The sequence below is a fragment of the Methylophaga sp. SB9B genome (assembly GCF_004832235.1).
In the GTDB taxonomy this organism is placed as follows: Bacteria; Pseudomonadota; Gammaproteobacteria; order Nitrosococcales; family Methylophagaceae; genus Methylophaga; species Methylophaga muralis.
The window spans coordinates 323,420-343,038 of the sequence record NZ_SSXS01000001.1 but is presented as its reverse complement, the minus strand read 5'-3'; the positions used below and the strand labels follow the sequence as shown (position 1 = coordinate 343,038).

The 19,619-nt window shown below is 44.4% G+C and carries 16 protein-coding genes and 1 pseudogene; 6 read left to right on the top strand and 11 right to left on the bottom strand.

The window, feature by feature from the left end; translation table 11 throughout:
- Positions 1-958: DUF3549 family protein (locus E8Q33_RS01690; protein WP_136552490.1), on the top strand; the 958-nt coding region annotated here is incomplete at its 5' end.
- A 14-nt stretch (positions 959-972) separates the two neighbouring features.
- On the opposite strand, the gene E8Q33_RS01685 is transcribed toward E8Q33_RS01690, so the two are convergent.
- The 5 genes from E8Q33_RS01685 to E8Q33_RS01665 form a co-directional block, all read right to left on the bottom strand.
- Positions 973-1,524, bottom strand: a complete 552-nt coding sequence (locus E8Q33_RS01685) for a pyridoxamine 5'-phosphate oxidase family protein (protein ID WP_136552376.1) — start codon at positions 1,522-1,524, stop codon at positions 973-975.
- A complete protein-coding gene (gene def, locus E8Q33_RS01680; protein ID WP_136552374.1) occupies positions 1,524-2,072 on the bottom strand; it encodes a peptide deformylase in 549 nt (182 codons plus the stop codon). Before def ends, E8Q33_RS01685 begins: the two co-directional genes overlap by 1 nt.
- On the bottom strand, positions 2,069-2,710 hold the full coding sequence (locus E8Q33_RS01675; RefSeq protein WP_136552373.1) for a 2OG-Fe(II) oxygenase: 642 nt from the start codon (positions 2,708-2,710) through the stop codon (positions 2,069-2,071). The genes def and E8Q33_RS01675 overlap by 4 nt, the downstream gene beginning before the upstream one ends.
- Positions 2,711-2,860: 150 nt before the next feature.
- Entirely contained in the window at positions 2,861-4,090 is a 1,230-nt protein-coding gene (locus E8Q33_RS01670) for a nucleoside recognition domain-containing protein (protein ID WP_136552371.1), read from the bottom strand.
- Between the two features lie 74 nt (positions 4,091-4,164).
- Positions 4,165-5,979 carry a DEAD/DEAH box helicase gene (locus E8Q33_RS01665; RefSeq protein WP_069295756.1) on the bottom strand — a complete coding sequence of 605 codons (1,815 nt, stop codon included), beginning with the start codon at positions 5,977-5,979 and terminating at the stop codon, positions 4,165-4,167.
- A gap of 185 nt (positions 5,980-6,164) precedes the next feature.
- Here E8Q33_RS01665 and E8Q33_RS01660 point away from each other — a divergent pair, with 185 nt between their 5' ends.
- Both E8Q33_RS01660 and E8Q33_RS01655 read left to right on the top strand, forming a co-directional pair.
- Positions 6,165-6,983 (top strand): formate/nitrite transporter family protein, encoded by an 819-nt coding sequence (locus tag E8Q33_RS01660; protein WP_069295757.1) that lies wholly within the window; start codon positions 6,165-6,167, stop codon positions 6,981-6,983.
- 12 nt (positions 6,984-6,995) lie between these two features.
- Positions 6,996-7,205 carry a dodecin gene (locus tag E8Q33_RS01655; protein ID WP_069295758.1) on the top strand — a complete coding sequence of 70 codons (210 nt, stop codon included), beginning with the start codon at positions 6,996-6,998 and terminating at the stop codon, positions 7,203-7,205.
- 2 nt (positions 7,206-7,207) lie between these two features.
- Here the strand turns inward: E8Q33_RS01655 and E8Q33_RS01650 are convergent, their stop codons facing one another.
- The 6 genes from E8Q33_RS01650 to E8Q33_RS01625 all read right to left on the bottom strand — a co-directional run bounded on the left by E8Q33_RS01650 (position 7,208) and on the right by E8Q33_RS01625 (position 14,814).
- Entirely contained in the window at positions 7,208-7,771 is a 564-nt protein-coding gene (locus E8Q33_RS01650) for a YSC84-related protein (RefSeq protein WP_069295759.1), read from the bottom strand.
- Between the two features lie 111 nt (positions 7,772-7,882).
- On the bottom strand, positions 7,883-9,481 hold the full coding sequence (locus E8Q33_RS01645; protein WP_069295760.1) for an ABC-F family ATPase: 1,599 nt from the start codon (positions 9,479-9,481) through the stop codon (positions 7,883-7,885).
- A 54-nt stretch (positions 9,482-9,535) separates the two neighbouring features.
- Positions 9,536-9,805, bottom strand: a complete 270-nt coding sequence (locus E8Q33_RS01640) for a GIY-YIG nuclease family protein (RefSeq protein WP_069295761.1) — start codon at positions 9,803-9,805, stop codon at positions 9,536-9,538.
- Positions 9,792-10,187, bottom strand: a complete 396-nt coding sequence (msrB, locus tag E8Q33_RS01635) for a peptide-methionine (R)-S-oxide reductase MsrB (RefSeq protein WP_069295762.1) — start codon at positions 10,185-10,187, stop codon at positions 9,792-9,794. The genes E8Q33_RS01640 and msrB overlap by 14 nt, the downstream gene beginning before the upstream one ends.
- A 78-nt stretch (positions 10,188-10,265) precedes the next feature.
- The gene (locus E8Q33_RS01630) at positions 10,266-13,796 is read right to left on the bottom strand and encodes a transporter substrate-binding domain-containing protein (RefSeq protein WP_247869866.1); all 3,531 of its coding nucleotides are present in this window, start codon (positions 13,794-13,796) and stop codon (positions 10,266-10,268) included.
- Positions 13,765-14,814, bottom strand: a complete 1,050-nt coding sequence (locus tag E8Q33_RS01625) for a two-component system response regulator (RefSeq protein WP_069295765.1) — start codon at positions 14,812-14,814, stop codon at positions 13,765-13,767. The genes E8Q33_RS01630 and E8Q33_RS01625 overlap by 32 nt, the downstream gene beginning before the upstream one ends.
- Positions 14,815-15,040: 226 nt before the next feature.
- Here E8Q33_RS01625 and ung point away from each other — a divergent pair, with 226 nt between their 5' ends.
- The 3 genes and pseudogenes from ung to E8Q33_RS01610 all read left to right on the top strand — a co-directional run bounded on the left by ung (position 15,041) and on the right by E8Q33_RS01610 (position 19,586).
- The gene (gene ung, locus E8Q33_RS01620; protein ID WP_136552369.1) at positions 15,041-15,724 is read left to right on the top strand and encodes a uracil-DNA glycosylase; all 684 of its coding nucleotides are present in this window, start codon (positions 15,041-15,043) and stop codon (positions 15,722-15,724) included.
- Positions 15,725-15,798: 74 nt separating this feature from the next.
- Positions 15,799-17,694: an ATP-binding cassette domain-containing protein gene (locus E8Q33_RS01615; protein ID WP_136552367.1), complete on the top strand. Its 1,896-nt coding sequence runs from the start codon at positions 15,799-15,801 to the stop codon at positions 17,692-17,694.
- Between the two features lie 3 nt (positions 17,695-17,697).
- A pseudogene (locus tag E8Q33_RS01610) lies at positions 17,698-19,586 on the top strand (ATP-binding cassette domain-containing protein).
- The last annotated feature ends 33 nt before the right edge of the window (positions 19,587-19,619 follow it).

Below are 19,619 nucleotides of genomic sequence, written 5' to 3'. Positions count from 1 at the left end.
AACCCCTGAACAGTTTGTCAGTTTTGATAATTGTCAGCTCCCCTATCCCTATCCATTCAAACGTTTCGCTCAGATGGGCATCATTTTCTGGCATCCCGATGCAGCAGAAAAACAATATGTCTGGTTTTTGCAATTCCCGTTAGATGAGCAGGGTTTATTGATTCCAGATGCACGTGATGCGTTTTTACTGATGCTGCTGGAAAGACTTGGCGAAGCGATGTTGGCCGCAGCGGATAGCAACAAAATTCAGGGTGCTTTAAAAGATAGTCCATTTACCTTTGAGCCGCGACAGGATCGAATGGCGGCTTTTAATGCGCATGCCACATATGCCTTGAAACTGTCCCCTTCAAAATATTACGACTCTGCTTACCGTTATTTCACCGGTGATCTGTCATTGGATAAATGGCCTGGACTGGCAATGCAGGGCCTTGCCGATTTTGCCATTCGTTTAGATACGAATGAAGGTACTTTGGGCTTGATTCAACTATTGCCGAAGCTCCCGCAAGAACCATTTCATAATCTTTGTGTATTGCTGGAGCATGCTAGTCCGGCAGCGGGTGTGGTAGAAGTATTGGCGCAACAGGTCGATATTCAGCTGCAGGAAAAACAGCCGGATACGGTCAAAATCATTTCCTGTTTACGGGCCGCGTCCAATAGTCCTGCGCGTGGTCTGCTAGAACGAATGGTGATGCAGGTATTGAAGCATCGATGTAGCCGGGAAATTGAAGTTTTGGCCATCATCAGTGGTCGTATCTGGCTGGCGTTGGCCAAACCACCAATCTGCGAATTATATCTTGAGCAACTCGCTCATAATGACGCTGACCAAGCTGGCTTTAGTCAATTATTAGCTGATTTGTTATTTATTCCGGGTATGCGTGAACCAATTATGCAAGTCTTGCGTAATCCCAAACGTTCGGAAACTCTGGCAAAAGCTGTGGGTGAAATGTTCGGCCATTAGTAAGTCGAAAAAGGCTAAATATTCTTTTTGACAATATCGGTTTCCAGCCCATCCACAGTGAACTGATTTTTTTCCCGCCAGTAGTCTTTAATACCTATCTCACCTTTGCGCTCAGCCCAGTTATTCAGCAGTTCGCGTTCCCCGACATAATCCAAATAGGGTACAGCCATGCCACAAGATGTTTGTACCAAATCAATATCCAGAATAAATATCTGTCTGGCACCGGGCAACGCGTCAAATAAACCATAAAGTGATTGCCACTCAGGATCCTTATGATGAATCGCCCGAGCCTGCCCGTAGAGTCTCAAAATTAAAGGTTTGCCTTCAAAAGCACAAAACATCAGAGTCATCCGTGGATTTTGTTCTATATGTGCAGCGGTTTCGTTGCCGCTGCCAGTTACATTCAACCAGATTACCCGATTACTATTTAACACCCGTAATGAGTCCATGCCTTTGGGTGAAACGTTAACTCGACTGTCAGCCGTTGCCGTTGCCACGAAAAACAGATGCTGTTGGAGAATAAACTCAATTAAGCGATCAGATAAGCTATCAAATTGTTGTGCCATTACTTAGCATTGCTCCGGGCTTTTTCAGCCAGCATCGATCGCCAGCTTGATTCGGTCATCATATCCATTGTCGATTCCACCCGATCAACAAATACTTTTCCATCCAAATGATCCAGTTCATGCTGAAACAGTCTGGCCATGAAATCATCATATTTTACTTGTATTTGGGTACCATCACGTAGGCTGTAACGGACTTCAATTTGCTGATAACGTGGAACCAAGGCACGTAATCCGGGGACGCTTAAACAACCTTCCCAGTCTTTTTCCATTGTTTCGGAATGCCAGACAATTTCAGGATTAATAACACAGGTTGCAGGCATATCCGGTGCATAGGGATAACGTTCGTTTGGATGACTCGACATAATAAAAAAGCGTTGGTTAATGCCGACTTGGGTGGCTGCAATGCCCATGCCACCGCGTTGCTGTACAAACACGATCAAATCATCAATGTTCTGTTGTAAAACCACATCATTTATATCGGTGACTGGTAGAGCGACACGACGTAAATCACTTTGGCCTAATTCCAGAATCTCAAAGTTTGTATTCATATCATTGGTGCCTGTAGCGGATCATGTACCCGAAACCATCCTGCGATGCTGTAGCGATCACGTTTGGCCGGTAAGACTTCGTGTGGAAATTGCTCACTTAAAAAAACCACAAAAGTGCCCATTTCAGGTTCGACAGAGGTAATCAGACTATCATCATTAAGATCATAGATCTGTAATTGACCGCCATCCTGAGTCTGCCAGAAAGGATTTAAATACATCACCGTGGTTAAAATCCGACTGGATTGACCTTTAAATGCATCTACATGGCGTTTATAGAACGCGCCGCTGGGGTAATGTGCATAATGCGCTTCATAATCAAACAAGCCTAAAAACAACCGTTGATTCATCGCTAGACGGAAATCTGACATATGGCTGAGATAGGCCTGATCAACGCTATTTTCCGGATCCAGCCAGCGGGTTTCATCGCTACGGATATTTTCATTTAACTGATGCTTTTCTTCTCGGCCAATGCCAGCCCGTTCTAAATCATCATGTTCATCCAGACGGGCAACCCGACGATATAGATCATGGGTTAAAGCGGGTGGCAATAATTGAGGCAGGATGCAATATCCTTGGGTAGTCAGCGCATCGGCAATAAGATCGAAAACAGCAAAATCAACAACAGACTGAGCGTTCAAAAAAGCGATTCTCCAGAAGAATGAGTGACCTTAGCTGTTACGGAATAACCTGACTAAGCCCTTGAACGGGCGATAAAATGTAGCAGAATTTGTAGTTTACTGAAGGTTTATTTTGAGCTTTGAATAGACAAGTTTTGTTGTAGTTATGAATTAACCAAAAAACCAATAGGCGATAATAATCGCTGCGGTGATACCTGCGACATCTGCTGCCAGACCGCAAGCAATAGCATGACGAATTTTCTTAATGCCTACTGCACCGAAATACACCGCCAACACATAAAAAGTCGTTTCCGTGCTGCCCTGAACGATAGAAGCAAGTCGACCGGCAAACGAATCGGCACCATGTACTTCCATGGTATCGATCATCATGGCGCGTGCGCCGCTGCCGCTAAATGGCTTCATCAGAGCCGTTGGCAAGGCATCGACAAATCTGTCATCCAGTCCGATTGCCAATACGCCTGCACGCACACCATCAGCAAGCAATTCAAGCGCGCCACTGGCTCGGAAAACACCGATAGCGACCAGCATGGCAACCAGATAGGGAATGATCATTACTGCAGTTGAAAAGCCTTCTTTGGCTCCCTCAATAAAGGCCTCATAGGCATTTACCCGTTGCCAGGCTGCAGCGACGATAAAAGCAATCACCAGTGAAAAAATCACCACATTACTGATTACCGCTGATTGAACCAGCATTTGTTGTTGTTCCAGACTGGCAAAATAAGCCAGTAAACCAAATACAAAAGCACTGAATCCACCCAGGTACATCAACACAACTTTATCCAGCAGATTGATTTTTTGTACCGCAGCTACCGTAATCAAGCCGATCAAAGTTGAAAAATAGGTAGCGATTAATAATGGAATAAAAACATCTGTCGGATTGGCAGCGCCCATCTGAGCACGGTAAGTAAAAATAGTAACTGGGAATAACGTGACGGCAGAGGTATTAATCACCAGAAACAAAATCTGTGCATTACTGGCGGTATCTTTTAAGGGATTAAGCTTCTGCAATTCCTGCATCGCTTTTATGCCAAGTGGAGTTGCGGCATTGTCCAATCCCAAAGCATTGGCTGAGATATTCATCACCATCGCCCCGAGCGCTGGGTGATTTTTGGGTACTTCAGGCATCAAGCGGGTAAACAGGGGAGATAGGCCACGAGTTAAGAGTTCAACAAATCCGCTACGCTCACCAATTTTCATAATGCCTAACCACAGCGCGAGAATGCCGGTCAGGCCGATAGCAATTTCGAAAGCGGTTTTGGAGAGGGCAAACATTGCCTGCATGATCTGGCTGAAGATTTCACTGTCGCCCAATACAAGCAGCTTAAATAAAGCTACCGCAAAGGCGATCAGAAAAAAGGCAATCCAGATGATATTGAGCATGGACGCTATTGTGGCATGCTCAAAAAAAAAGTCACTGCTAGCAGTGACTTTTTAGTAATGAAAAAACTTATTTCTTAGCTTTTCTTAAACTTCTTGGCTGGTTTACTTTTTGGACCATCTTTACGATCTTTGCTGAAGTTACGACGTGATGGACGATCTGCAGCACTTTCTGCTACTGCTTCATCTGTTGCCAGACTCATGTTCAGCTGCTTACTGTTGACCCAAATCTTACGTAATTGCTGGAACATATCTTTTGGCATGCCTTGTGGCAGGTCAATCAGACTGTGATCTTCATTGATGGTAATACGACCGATAAACTGACTTTCGATACCCGATTCATTGGCAATTGCACCAACCAGATTACGTGGCTCAATTTTATCTGCACGACCCACTTCAACGCGGTAAGTATCCATATCCGGTTCATTCGGATGTTGACGAGCTGGACGTTTCTCACGTGGTGGACGTTCATCACGACTGCCACGAGCTGGCCGTTCACTACGATCACGCTCTTGGCGTGGTGCGCGTTCACGATCTTCACGAGCTGGACGTTCGGTAACATGCTTGACTGGTTTCAATGGACGATCTTTTTGTACTAAAAATGCTAACGCGGCGGCGATGGCAATCGGATCGGCATCATGTTCTTTTTGGTACTGACTGATCAATGTTTCGAAATACGCCAATTCTTGCGACTCAATGGTTTCACTGAGTTGTTCCATAAATTGCAATACACGGCGATCAGCAATATCTTCGCTGCTTGGTAATTGCATTTTAGTAATGACTTGGCGTGTGGCCTTTTCAATTGCACTCAACATACGGGTTTCGCGAGGAGAGACAAACAGAATAGCTTCACCTTTACGACCAGCACGGCCGGTTCGGCCGATGCGATGTACATAAGATTCAGTATCGTAAGGAATATCGTAGTTGACCACGTGGCTCATGCGTTCAATATCCAGACCTCGTGCAGCGACGTCGGTAGCAATCAGAATATCGATACTGCCTTTTTTCATGCGTTCGATGGTTTTTTCACGCAGCGCCTGATTCATATCGCCATTTATCGCAGAAGCGGAATAACCACGAGCTTCAAGTTTTTCAGCCAATTCTACCGTGGCATTTTTGGTGCGCACGAAAATGATCATGCCATCAAAGTCTTCGACTTCCAGAATACGGGTTAACGCATCCAGTTTGTGCATGCCGGTCACTTGCCAATAACGCTGGTTAATGGTGGTAACAGTTGACGTTTTGGATTGAATACGAACATCTACCGGATCTTTCAGATATTTCTGTGCGACACGGTGAATAGGGCCGGGCATGGTTGCTGAAAATAACGCTACCTGGCGGTTTTCAGGGGTTTCTTTGAGGATGGTTTCGACATCATCAATAAAACCCATACGCAGCATTTCATCAGCTTCATCAAGCACTAATGCTTCAAGTTTATCCAGCTTCAATGTACCGCGACGGATGTGATCCAGAATACGACCAGGCGTACCAACCACGACTTGTGGTTTACGTTGTAATGAACGTAATTGGATACCCATGCTTTGACCGCCATAAATAGGCAGAATATGGAAATCTTTCAGGTGACGAGCGTAACTTTGAATCGCTTCAGAAACCTGGATCGCCAACTCACGGGTTGGGGCTAATACCAACATTTGGGTGGCTTTGTTTTTTAGATCCAAACGGCTTAACAGCGGTAAGGCAAAGGCTGCGGTTTTACCGGTGCCGGTTTGGGCTTGACCCAGTAAGTCTCTACCAGCCAGTAACGGCGGGATACTTTGCGCCTGAATTGGCGATGGTGTTTCATAACCGAGTTGTTGTACGGCTTGTAAAATTGGAGCGGCTAACCCTAACTCAGCGAATGAGGGTGTTGTATCGTTTTCTGGTGTGGACATTGAATAACCTGTGATGGGCAGCTTTGGAAACAAAGCTGTAAAAGTGACATTTGCTAGCGTGCAATTATACGTGCCCGCTCTATGAAAAGATAGCAAAATCATTCATTTATTTCGATGGGCATGGTGCTGTACACCCAGGTATGTGATTATCAGCTAACTTATTTTTCAATATCGAGAAAATACCTATGGATCCATTTTCAGTAGATGCATATACCCCTGCAGAAATTGCTCGCCGCCTAGAAAAAACCAGCATGAGTAAATGCACGGTTGATCCATTAAGAGTATTTGCTCTTTCATTATTAGCCGGAGCCTTTATCGCGCTGGGGGCGGCTTTCTTTACGCTTGTGACCTATGACGTTGGCAATATGCCAGCAGGTTTGATGCGATTAATTGGTGGTCTGGCATTTTGCCTTGGTTTGATTCTGGTGGTAGTTGCCGGGGCAGAATTATTTACCGGTAATAATTTATTGGTGATGGCGTGCATTGATGGGCTAATCAGCCTCAGGCAATTGATTCATAACTGGTTAATTGTTTATGTGGGTAATTTTATTGGTGCTTTGGGGATTTTGCTGTTGATGTATTTAAGTGGTTTATGGTGGCAGGGGGATGGGGCTCTTGGACAGAAAGTGGTGGCAATTGCTGACAGTAAAGTGAACCTGAGCTGGATGGAAGCGTTCACTCGAGGCGTATTGTGCAATATTCTGGTGTGCCTTGCTGTCTGGTTGTGTATGGCGGGGCGCAGTGTCACCGATAAGGTGCTGGCAGTAATATTTCCTATTACAGCATTTGTTGCCTTGGGGTTCGAGCACAGTGTAGCCAATATGTTTTTTATCCCTGCAGGCTTATTGGCACAAACGGAAATTGCCACCACGATGATGGTATCGGAACAACTGACTATTGGCGGATTTTTCTGGCATAACTTGATCCCGGTGACATTGGGCAATATGCTGGGTGGCAGTATCTTTGTAGGCCTGTTTTACTGGTTTATCTATTTACGGAAATAACAAGGAAATATTATGACTGAACATGTTTATAAACATATTGAAATCACTGGCAGCTCAGCCGAGAGTTCAGATAAAGCCATTGAAAATGCGATTGCCAAAGCTGCTGAAACCGTTAAAAACCTGCATTGGTTTGAAGTAACGGACACCCGCGGCTATATCGAAAACGGCGGTGTCCGTTACTGGCAAGTCACTATCAAATTAGGATTTCGTATAGAAGACTAATTCTATTTATTTAGTTTGGTGAACTTGGCGCCTTCGAGCGTCAAGTTATACATCAGGCCTTTATTGCTGAAGACAAACCCCACAATAGGGTCTTGAATATTTGTCGTATTAATATCTTCACCTACGCCCCATTCAACCACCGCGACCGAACCATCAACTCCTGCTTTCCAGCCATCACTATTACGAAATTGTTGTAAAGCCTCATCGGTCATAAACACCAGGATGACGGTTTTTTGCTGAGCGCCTAATTGAAAGCCAATGGATGCTCCAGCAGTGTTGTAGTAGTCCACGGTGCTGCCACCAATGCGTAACGCACCTTCACCGTATTCGCCGCCGATACCAAATCCGGCTTTAATCACATCCGGAAAAACCAAAACACCGGTAGCTTTTTCAAGGAAGCGATCACCACCGGAGACTTCTGTCTGGAAGCGTTTCAGAGCTTCATCAACTTTAATATCAATCTCGGAGGCAGATGCGGCAAAGGAGTGACTAGGAAGCGCCAGCAATGCAAAAGCTAAAAACATTGCCAACAGAGCAGATAAATTAAGCGTATGACGGTTTAACATGCTGTAAATCCTCAACTACGTTATTGGGATTTCAACATAGCACGCAAACAAAAGTGATGGAAGCAGGCCAACGCGCTGAAAAATCACATTGGCCTGATCGATTAATCAGCTTTAGTTATTAATGCCAAGGCTTCTGAGGTACTCATCGTAAGTACCGGTAAAGTCAGTAATGCCTTCATTTTCCATATCAAATACACGGGTCGCTAATGATGATACGAATTCGCGGTCATGCGAAACGAAAATCAAAGTGCCTTCATAGTTTTCCAATGCCAGATTAAGTGACTCAATAGATTCCATGTCCATGTGGTTGGTCGGTTCATCCATCACCAGAATATTGGGTTTTTGCAAAATCAATTTGCCAAATAACATGCGGCCTTTTTCACCACCGGACAGTACATTCACTTTTTTATCGATCAGGTGGCCAGAAAACAGCAGTCGACCCAACGTGCCACGAATAACCTGTTCATCATCTTCAGGGCTGCCCCATTGCGACATCCATTCAAACAAAGTCATATCATTTTTAAACAGATGATCATGATCTTGAGCGTAATAACCGATATTTACGTTTTCAGACCATTTGACGTTGCCAGATTTTGGCGCCAGTTCACCGACCAAGGTTTTCACAAAGGTGGTTTTTCCAATTCCGTTAGGACCAATCACGGCAATCTTTTCACCGACTTCAGCCATAAAACTGAAATTTTCAAACAGCGGTTTTTCGTTATCGTAGCCTTGTGTTAGCTTGCTGACTTCCAATGCATTACGGAACAGTTTCTTTTCCTGGTTAAAACGAATAAAAGGATTTACCCGACTGGAAGGTTTAATGTCATCCAGCTGAATTTTTTCCATTTGTTTTTGACGCGAAGTTGCCTGTTTTGCCTTCGAAGCATTAGCTGAGAATCGTGATACGAATTCCTGCAGCTCTTTGATCTGCGCTTTTTTCTTCGCATTGTCAGATTGCAGACGTTCACGAGCCTGAGTTGAGGCAATCATGTATTCATCATAATTACCCGGATAAATCCGCAATTCGCCGTAATCCATATCAGCCATATGGGTACAGATACGATTGAGGAAATGGCGATCATGCGAAATGATGATCATGGTGCTGTTACGCTGACTTAAGACATCTTCCAACCAGCGAATGGTATTGATATCCAAATGGTTGGTTGGCTCATCGAGCAACATGATATCGGGATCAGCAAAAAGTACCTGAGCCAATAGAATACGCAGTTTCCAACCAGGAGCGATTTCGCTCATCGGGCCATAATGCTGTTCGACTGGTATGCCGACACCTAATAGTAATTCTCCGGCTCTGGATTCAGCAGTGTAGCCATCCATCTCAGCGTATTCAGCTTCCAGATCGGCGACTTTCAGGCCATCTTCTTCACTCATTTCCGGCAGGTTATAAATCCGATCCCGCTCCTTGTGCACTTCCCACAAGTCAGGTTTGCCCATAATAACCACATCAATGACGCGCTGATCTTCGTAAGCGAACTGATCCTGCTTTAATACCGCATAAGATTCGTTGGGATCGTAACTCACATTACCGGAGGTGGGCTCCTGGACGCCGGCCAGAATTTTCATGAAAGTTGATTTACCACAGCCGTTGGCGCCGATCAGACCGTAACGATTGCCTCCACCGAATTTTACCGAGACATTTTCGAACAGGGGTTTGGCCCCAAATTGCATGGTGATGTTAGCAGTGCTTAACAAAGTTAAAATCCTGTATCTAAAGGAGAAATTCAGACGTGCTGAAAAAGCGCGCCATTATACATGGTCTGATGGTTTACCGATAAGGTTCAGTTTTTGTTGTCTACTGAGTTTTTTGATTGCCGCTTCGCGACGGCTGGCACTGCTACGATCAGGGTGTTGTTCATGATAAACGACTCTTTGAGCCTGACTGGTGTGAAAGAAGCGAGCACCACCATTATGATTCTGATGTTGTTTTAAGCGCCGCTCTAAATCAGTGGTAATACCGGTATAAAGATGACCGTTGGCTGCCTCAATGATATACAACGTCCATTCAGTCTTTGTCATGAAAATCGAGAGCAACCGAATTAATACAATAGCGCAGGCCCGTGGGGGCTGGACCATCGTCAAATACATGTCCTAAATGCGCATCGCATTGTTGGCAACGGACTTCGGTCCGGTCCATATTGTGACTGTAATCCGGATGATGAGTGACCACACCATGTTCGAGTTGTGAGGAGAAACTTGGCCAGCCGCAACCGGCATTAAATTTATCGTCTGAAGCAAACAGGGCTTGCCCACAACAGATGCAGTGATAATGACCCGCTTCATCATGATCGACATACTCTCCGGAAAAAGCGGGTTCGGTGCCAGCCTGTCGGGTAATGCGATATTGTTCATCGTTAAGTTGTTGACGCCACTGTGCATCCGTTTTTAAATCGGAATTCATCTAGCTCATCTCAATTACAGGGTGGTGGCATTGTATAAAAAAGCGGCAAACAAATCATATCGGCTTAAGCCTTTCTGGCTAAACAGCACGAATAATTTGTTGAAGATTACTTCTTAACGAGGCAAATTGTTTTAGTAATATTTTCATGCCTTCAATATCAAATGCATCGATACGTTCCAATAATTGGCTGGCATAGCGATCCAGGGTATCAATTTGATATTCAGTGGCCAGCTTAGCAATGGCGTGAGCGAAGGATTTAATATCAGTCATGCTGTTGCTTTGGCTGGCTTTTTGCCAAATTTCGTCAATGTCTGTTTGAAAGTGATTAAAGATCGATAAAAGTTGCTGTTTATCGAGTTGTGACCAATCTTCTTGAACAACCTTCGTAGCTTGAATTTCAATGGTTTGATAGCCCAAAAACACACTTAACGCATGAAATAGCTCATTGCGAAGCACTGGTTTGCGTAAGTAAGCATCAAAATGTTGCAATTTATCCTGTTCGTAAGCATCTTTCATTACCGAGGCAGTCAACGCGATTATAGGTAAATCAGGTTTAATCAGCTTGATTTGTTTGGCAGCTTCATAGCCATCCATTACTGGCATACGAATATCCATCAACACCAGATCTAACGTATTGTTTTTGACAAAATCAACCGCTAGCTGACCATTTTCGGCTTCACTGGTTTGAATATTACTGTTGATAAAATGTTGGCGAATTAACTCCCGATTATGATTAACATCATCCACGATCAACATATGGGCCGGCTCAAAACGTATTCGGCTGGCATCAAATGCTAACGCCTGTTGGCGAAGTTTATCGCTGGCTATTGCTGCGATATCAATCCCGGGCAAATCAATGGTAAACACAGAGCCTTCACCACTTTTACTGTGCAGATGAATTTGTCCCCCCATCATTTCTATCAAACGACGGGTGATTGATAAACCAAGGCCGGTTCCACCATATTTGCGAACATCCTGGCCGGATTGCTGAGCGAAGATTTCGAAAATATGTTCGACTTCAGCTTCGGGAATACCAATACCGGTATCTTCGACCAGAATATGTAAATCAAGCTTGCTTAAATGATCATCAACGTTATCGGCATGAACGTGAATACGCACATGACCAACATCGGTAAATTTCACTGCATTACTGATGAGGTTGAACAGCACTTGTCTCAAACGTGTAGCATCCAGCAGCAAGCCGTGGGGTAGGTTCGGATCGATATCTAAGTGCAGCGTTAAATCCTTATTACGGATTTGCAACACAAACATATTGGCGATTTCGTCAAACAGCTGATGTGGATCAGTGGCAGTTTTATTCAGCTGGAGTTTGCCAGCTTCGATTTTCGATAAATCAAGAATATCGTTAATCAGCAGCAATAGAGTATTGCCAGCTCCGCGAATGGTTTTAATAAAAGCTTTGAGACGCGGTTCGGTGATTTGCTCGTCCAGTAATTCGGTAAATCCCAGGATCGCATTCATCGGGGTACGAATTTCATGGCTCATATTGGCGAGAAACTGCGATTTAGCCAAGTTTGCTGCCTCAGCGTGAGTTTTCGCTTCCTTTAATGAGTTTTCGAGAGCGATTCGTTCTTGCATGTTGAGATAAAAGCCGAGAAAGGCTGGTTTACCTTGATATTGAATTGATATTATCGAGAACAGTCCTTGAATGATTTGACCATTTTTAGTTTTAATTTTGACCAGTTTGCCAATAATTTCTCCCTCTTTGCTAAGTTTTTCCAACACACCTTGACGTTGCCCTAGATCCGCATAAAACTCTTGAACTTTAATCTTCTCCTGTTGCTCTGGGGTAAAACCTAATTCTTCATAACAGTGTTCATTGGCCAATAAAATACTGCCATCAACTGCTGAAGTTACCATCAGACTCATCGGCATTACATTAATCAGGTGTAAAAGCTGTGCTTCACTGTCGCGAAGTTGTTGTTCGGAAATAAGCCGTTTATCGACTTCAATACTTAATCGTCTATTCCAGTAAATACTGGCCAACAGGATAAGTAATAAAATAGCAGCGACTTGAATCAGTAAGGTGTAATTAGTGCGATCGAAAGTAGCAATGGACATCCAGCGTTGATCTATAACCCGTTTTTCTTCAGCTGTGATCGCAGCCAGGGCTTTGTTAATGATTGATAGTAACTCTGGTTGCTCTTTAGTGATGCCCATATGTAATGCAGATGAAAACTCGTCAACAATACTCGTATTGAGGTGGGTCAAACCAATTTGACTAGCGTTGTAAGTGATGGTCGCAATGATATCGAAATAGGCATCAATCTCTTCAGCGGCTAACATCGTCAAACCCTCTCGAACCGAGGGAACGTAGACGATGTTAATTTCCGGATAATGGGCCAATAAAATGGATTCAGCAAAGTAGCCCTTAACCACACCGACAGGTTTATTACTTAGCTGGTTCAGATTAGTAAGATGACCGAATTTGGTGGTCGCAATGGCAAGGGGATAGTCGAGATAGGGGATCGACATATCAAGAAATGTTTCGCGATAGGTATTGCGTGAGAGTGCTGGCAGCAAATCAACCTGCCGTAACTGAGCTGCTCTGATGACGGATTGCCAGTCAGCGTAGGTTTCAAGCTGGAATTGCAGGCCAGTCTTTTTGCTGATCAGCTGTAGATAATCAGCACTGATTCCACTGTGAACACCATTTTTATCAATAAAATCAAACGGTGGCCAATAAGGGTCAACCCCTATTTTTATCACTGGATTATCTTTTATCCATTGCTGTTCTTTATCGGTTAAATCAAGCCGGCTTTGTTCGCCAGGTAATACCTCAAACCCGGAGTTGTCAGTGACTATGGCATACCACTTATCAATGATTTGCTGTTTTTCTGCAGCCGTAATTGCTGCTAGGGATTTTTCTATAATGCTGTGCAAAAGCGGATAACGTTTATCAATAGCAACTGATGTATCTGTTGTCACTCCCGGCACTTTGGCGGCTACTTTCAGGTTAGAAAGATAGCGTTGTTTAATAACGTTACTAAGGACCGCGATATTACCGATATAGGCATCTGCTTTTGAAAAAGACACAGCCTCTAGCGAATCGTCATTAGAGTCCGTTAGTAGCAAATCCAGGTCAGGATAATGGACTTTCAGCCAGTTATGCAGATAAGAATCTTCATTGACGGCCAAGGTCAGGCCAGCTAAATCTTCGATGGACTTAATATCATCCCGATGTTGCTGGACAATAATTCCTAGAGACATGCTGACGTATGGTTTGCTGAATAACAGAAATTCCTCACGTTCTGCGTTGGCTGCCGCGCAGCTAAGGCCCATTAACTCGCCATTACGCATTTTTTGCATTGTGTTCGCCCAGACATCGGGTTCAACCACAATTTTTAAACCACTTTTTTCACTGACTAGCTTTAAAACATCAGCAGCAATACCGTCATGTTCATTATTCTCATTGAGAAAATCATAGGGAGCCCAGCTGTAATCTGCACCTAATAAAACTTCTGGGTTATTGTCGATCCATGCCTGCTCTTCTTCCGTAAACGTCAACGCCGACAGCCGGCAACTGATGCACAACAGAACAATAAAAAACAGCCAGTTAGTTTTGATTGGCAATGGCAACAAATTCATCAATATGTTCCATCAATATATTCACCAAATAAGGATCAAATTGACTACTGCTATGTTTTTTAATGTAATCCACTGTCGCTTCCAGCGTCCATGCTTCTTTATACACCCGCTTATGCATCAAAGCATCAAACACATCAATCAAACCCACGATACGACCATAGATGTGAATATCCTGGCCCTTCAATCCTTGTGGATAACCTGTTCCATCCCATTTTTCATGATGCTGATACGCGATGATTGCTGCCGCTTTGGTGTATTTGCGTTTTGAGTTGTTGAGGATTTTATAGGCTCGGGTGGTGTGAGTTTTCATGATGGCAAATTCATCTTCAGTGAGTTTGCCGGGTTTATGCAAGATGGAATGGGGAATGGTGATTTTGCCGATATCATGCATTGGTGCGGCATGAAACAGAATGTCGGCATCTTCATCGGTCAGGCTTTCATGGTACAAAGCCAATAATCTGCAACATTCAGCTACCCGGCGGATATGTTTACCGGTTTCGTCAGAAGTGGATTCCATCAACTCAGTTAACACATAAATCATTTCCAGCTGGTTTTGTTCAAGCTCGGTTAGCAGCCGTTGCTGGTTTTGTTCATATTTATGCTGGAGTGAAAGATTATTTTGTTGAAGAAGTTTTTTAGCGCGATATAAGGTGAGATGGGTATTGACTCTGGCGAGTAACTCTTCGGCATGAAAAGGTTTACAAAGATAATCTACTGCGCCGGTTTGGAAGCCTTGAGTTATCGAGTCAACATCGACCTTGGCTGTGACAAAGATAATCGGAATATCCTGCAATCTTGGTTCTGCTTTGATTCGTCGACATACTTCATAACCGTCCATTTCGGGCATCATGATATCCAGCAGGATCAGGTCATAATCGTGAGTTCGCATCAGTGCGAGAGCTTCCTGTCCTCTGGTCGCAAAAGAGAGGTTATAAGGCTCTTCTTTTAAAAAATTCATCGCGACCTGAATATTGTCAGGGACATCATCTACGATTAATACATTGGCGTTATTATCCATCGCGATTCCTTGTGAATAGATACTATTGCGACAAACATTTGAATGACTGCAAATGGTATCCACTGAAAGTAACAGTAACTTATTAACTTGTCTATCGGCCTGAAAGTTTGAAATATTAAATATTTTCAGCCGGCATTATCTGACTGGTCGCCGTATACCTGAGTTGCAAGGCTGAGTGAAAAAATCAAAATTAGTATGATGTGAATTTAACTACGGGGAAGTGATAATGGCTTTGCAGAAAGCGCCTGAATGGCAAGCGTTACTTGGCGGGGAATTTGAACAACCTTATATGTTGCAATTGAAGACTTTTTTGCAGCAGCAAAAAGCGCAACACAAGATAGTTTATCCTCATTCAGCTGATTGGTTTCATGCCTTGGAAACTACGCCTCTATCACAAGTCAAAGTTGTGATTATCGGCCAGGATCCTTATCACCAGCCTGGGCAAGCACATGGTTTGTGTTTTTCAGTAAAGCCGGGTGTAGCCATTCCACCTTCGCTGATGAATATTTACAAAGAACTGAATAATGATCTGAGTATTACTCCACCAAAGCATGGTTATCTTGAAGCCTGGGCAAAACAAGGTGTTTTATTACTCAATGCCGTATTAACGGTAGAGCACGGGCAGGCCAATGCGCATCAAGGAAAAGGCTGGGAACAGTTTACTGATAAGGTAATCGCCCTAGTAAATCAGCAACGTGAAAATGTGGTGTTTATGTTGTGGGGAAGTTATGCGCAAAAAAAAGGCCTCGCTATCGATAGTCAGCGACATCTGGTTTTGAAAGCGCCGCACCCATCACCCTTATCCGCTCATCGTGGGTTTTTAGGCTGTAAACATTTCAGTCAGGCCAATACCTATTTACAGCAACACGGACAATCTCCCATTGATTGGCAATTGCCGGTATCGGTTTAATTTTTTGCAGTCATTTATTTAACAGCCATATTTCTTCAATACAGTCGACCAGCAGGCTTGATACAATTCGCGCCATGATAAATCTTAGCCAACTCTCTTTACGTCGCGGACCCCGTTTACTGTTTGAAGCTGCCAATCTGGTGATTCACCCAGGTCAACGTATCGGTTTGACCGGTGCCAATGGCACAGGAAAATCCAGCTTATTTGCGATGATTCGTAACGAAATCCATGCCGACAGTGGTGATCTGACATTGCCCGAATCATGGGTAATTGCGCATGTCGCTCAGGAAACCCCGGCGGTTGATACATCAGCGATCGACTATGTACTGCAAGGCGATGCTGAGCTTAGTCAGTTATTAACCCAGTTGCTGCAGGCTGAGAAAAATGAAGATGGGCATTTGCAAACTCAGCTGCATGATCAATTGGGACTGATTGATGGCTACACCGCACGTAGCCGAGCGGCAAAATTACTGCATGGGTTGGGATTCAGTGCTGATCAGCAGGAAAATGCGGTCAGAACCTTTTCCGGTGGCTGGCGCATGCGACTTAATCTTGCTCAGGCATTGATGTGTCGCAGTGATTTATTGCTGCTGGATGAACCGACCAATCACCTGGATCTTGAAGCGGTATATTGGCTGGAAGAATGGCTGCGCAGTTATGCCGGTACTTTGCTGGTGATTTCGCATGATCGCGAGTTTCTGGATCGCGTGGTTACTCATATCGCTCATATCGAACAACAACGGGTCAAATTGTATACCGGTAACTATTCGGATTTTGAAATAGCCCGTGCCGAGCATCTGGCCAATCAGCAATCTGCTTATCAGAAACAACAATCTGAAATCGCGCATATCCGTGACTTTGTGAATCGCTTTAAAGCCAAAGCCACCAAAGCCAAACAAGCACAAAGTCGTATTAAAGCGCTGGAACGCATGGAAAAGATTGCGCCAGCCCATGTTGACTCACCATTTCATTTTCGCTTTTTTGAACCAAGACGTTTAACTACGCCAATTTTGGCGCTGGATAAGGCCAGTGTCGGTTATCAGCAAACCCCATTAATCGACAATATCAAAATGCATCTCGCACCCGGTGATCGTATTGGTTTGCTGGGCCCTAACGGTGCCGGTAAATCAACGTTAATCAAACTGATAGCCGGCGAACTCGAACCGCTTAGTGGCAAACGTCGGGAAGGTAAAGATATTGTTATTGGTTATTTTGCCCAGCATCAACTGGAACAATTACGCCCAGATGACAGTGCATTAAAGCATTTGCAGCGACTGGATCCGCTGGCGACTGAACAGGATTGCCGTAACTTTCTCGGTGGTTTCGGTTTTAATGGTGATACTGCATTAGAACCCGTTGCACCATTTTCCGGTGGTGAAAAAGCGCGTTTAGTGCTGGCATTATTAGTTTATCAACGTCCAGCATTGTTACTGCTTGATGAGCCAACCAATCATCTTGATTTGGAAATGCGTCAGGCATTGACGATGGCACTACAGGAATACGAAGGCGCTTTAGTGGTGGTTTCACATGACCGGTATTTTCTGCGCAATGTTACTGATGACTTATGGCTGGTGGCCGATGGTAAAGCCAGTGCGTTCGAAGGTGATTTGGATGACTACCGCCAATTACGTTTGGGGCGAGATGCAATTAGTAACAGCAGTGATAAAGCAGCTACTGCCAACAATACCAAAAAGCTGGATCGCCAAGCAGCAGCCCAGCAACGGCAGAAATTACAGCCGCTGCGCAATCAGGTCAAAAAAGCAGAACAGACGCTCGACAAACTGAATGCTGAACTTGCCAAAATAGAATTGCAACTCGCTGATACAACGTTGTATGAAGCGACTAATAAAGAAAAACTCAAAGCTGTGTTACAAGAACAAGCCGCAACCAAGGCGGCAGTGGAACAGGCTGAAATGGACTGGCTAGAAGCCAGTGAAATACTCGAAAACGCAGAAACTGCAGAGGTTTAACCCGTGGCATTATTGTCTTTAAAACAGCTGTCCGTCAGTTATGGCGGTCCCAATTTACTTGATAAAGTCGACTTCCAGCTCGATAAAGGCGAAAGGGTGTGTCTGGTCGGCCGTAACGGAGCCGGTAAATCCACCTTGATGAAAGTCATTGCTGGCGAAATTACACCTGACAGCGGTGAAATGGTGGGTTTACAGGAGTTGAAAATTGCCCGTCTGGAACAGGAAGTTCCGGCTGGTACCGGTGGCAGTGTATTCGATGTGGTGGCAGCAGGACTGGGTGAGGTTGCCCCATTGCTGGTGGAATATCATCATATTGTTCAGCAACTGCAACACGATAGCAGTGAACAAATCCTTAACAAGCTGGAAAAAGCACAACATAAACTCGAAGCAGTTGATGGTTGGAGTCTTGAACAGCAAGTCGAAACAGTAATTTCGCGCCTGTCTCTGGATGCGGATGTGGAATTTGGCAGCCTGTCTGGTGGGATGAAGCGTCGTGTTTTACTGGCTCAGGCTTTGGTTCGTCAGCCAGATATTTTATTGCTGGATGAACCGACTAACCATTTGGATATCAGTTCTATCACTTGGCTGGAAGGTTTTCTGAAAAGCTATGGCGGCACCTTATTATTCATCACTCATGATCGTAGTTTTTTGCAGGCATTAGCGACCCGTATCGTGCAACTGGATCGTGGGCAGTTAGTAAGTTTTCCTGGTGATTACCATAGCTTTTGCAAAAAAGAGAAGCTTTGCTGGCGGCTGAAGCCGAACAGAATGCCTTGTTTGATAAAAAACTGGCCCAGGAAGAGGTGTGGATCCGTCAAGGTATTAAAGCTCGGCGCACTCGTAATGAAGGTCGAGTCAGAGCACTGGAAAAGCTGCGTCGTGAACGTGGGCAACGCCGTGAAGTGCAGGGTAATGTGTCTATGCAGATCCAGGAAGGCGATCGCAGCGGTAAATTAGTGGTTGAAGTTGAAAATATCAGCCAGGAGTTTGATGGCAGACAGTTGTTCAAAGATTTTTCAACGCTTATTCAGCGCGGTGATCGCATCGGCATTATTGGACCGAATGGTTGTGGTAAAAGTACCCTATTGTCGATTTTATTAGGGCGGGCAGAACCGCAAACCGGTACGGTACGTTTAGGTACCAATCTTCAGGTAGCGTATTTTGATCAATTACGCAGCCAGCTCGATGAGGAAGCTAGTGTTGTTGACAATGTTGGGCAGGGCAGAGACTTTGTTGAAGTTAATGGCAGCCGTAAACATATCATTGGTTACTTGCAGGATTTTCTGTTTACGCCAGAACGCGCCCGAACACCGGTAAAAGTCTTATCTGGTGGCGAGCGTAATCGGTTGTTACTGGCAAAATTATTTACTCAACCAGCCAATCTACTGGTTTTAGATGAACCAACGAACGATCTTGATGCAGAAACGTTGGAATTGCTGGAAGATTTATTACTGGGCTTTACCGGTACCATGTTGCTGGTCAGCCATGATCGAAGCTTTCTGAATAATGTTGTCACCAGTTGCATCGTGTTTGATGAAGACCAGCAAGTACGTGAGTATGTTGGTGGTTATGATGATTGGCTGGCACAACGTCAGCAACCTGCCAAACAGGACAAGCCAGCTACCAAACTTGAACCTGCTGCAGCTAAACCTGCCAAGAAAAAATCTTCGTTAACCTATCAGCAACAGCTTGATTTAAAAGCAGTGCAGTTGGAGATTGAAAAGCTTGAACAGCAAATTGCAGCTTTAACAGAAAAAATGGCAGCGGCGGATTTCTATCAGCAGGATGCAACTAAAATTAAACAGGTGCAAACGCAGATGACAGATTTGGAAAAATCGCTGGAAGCTGCTTTTGAAAAATGGGAAAAGTTGGAAGCCTTGCAGAACGACTAACGCAATATTTACCTGCTTTAGATACTAAAAAGC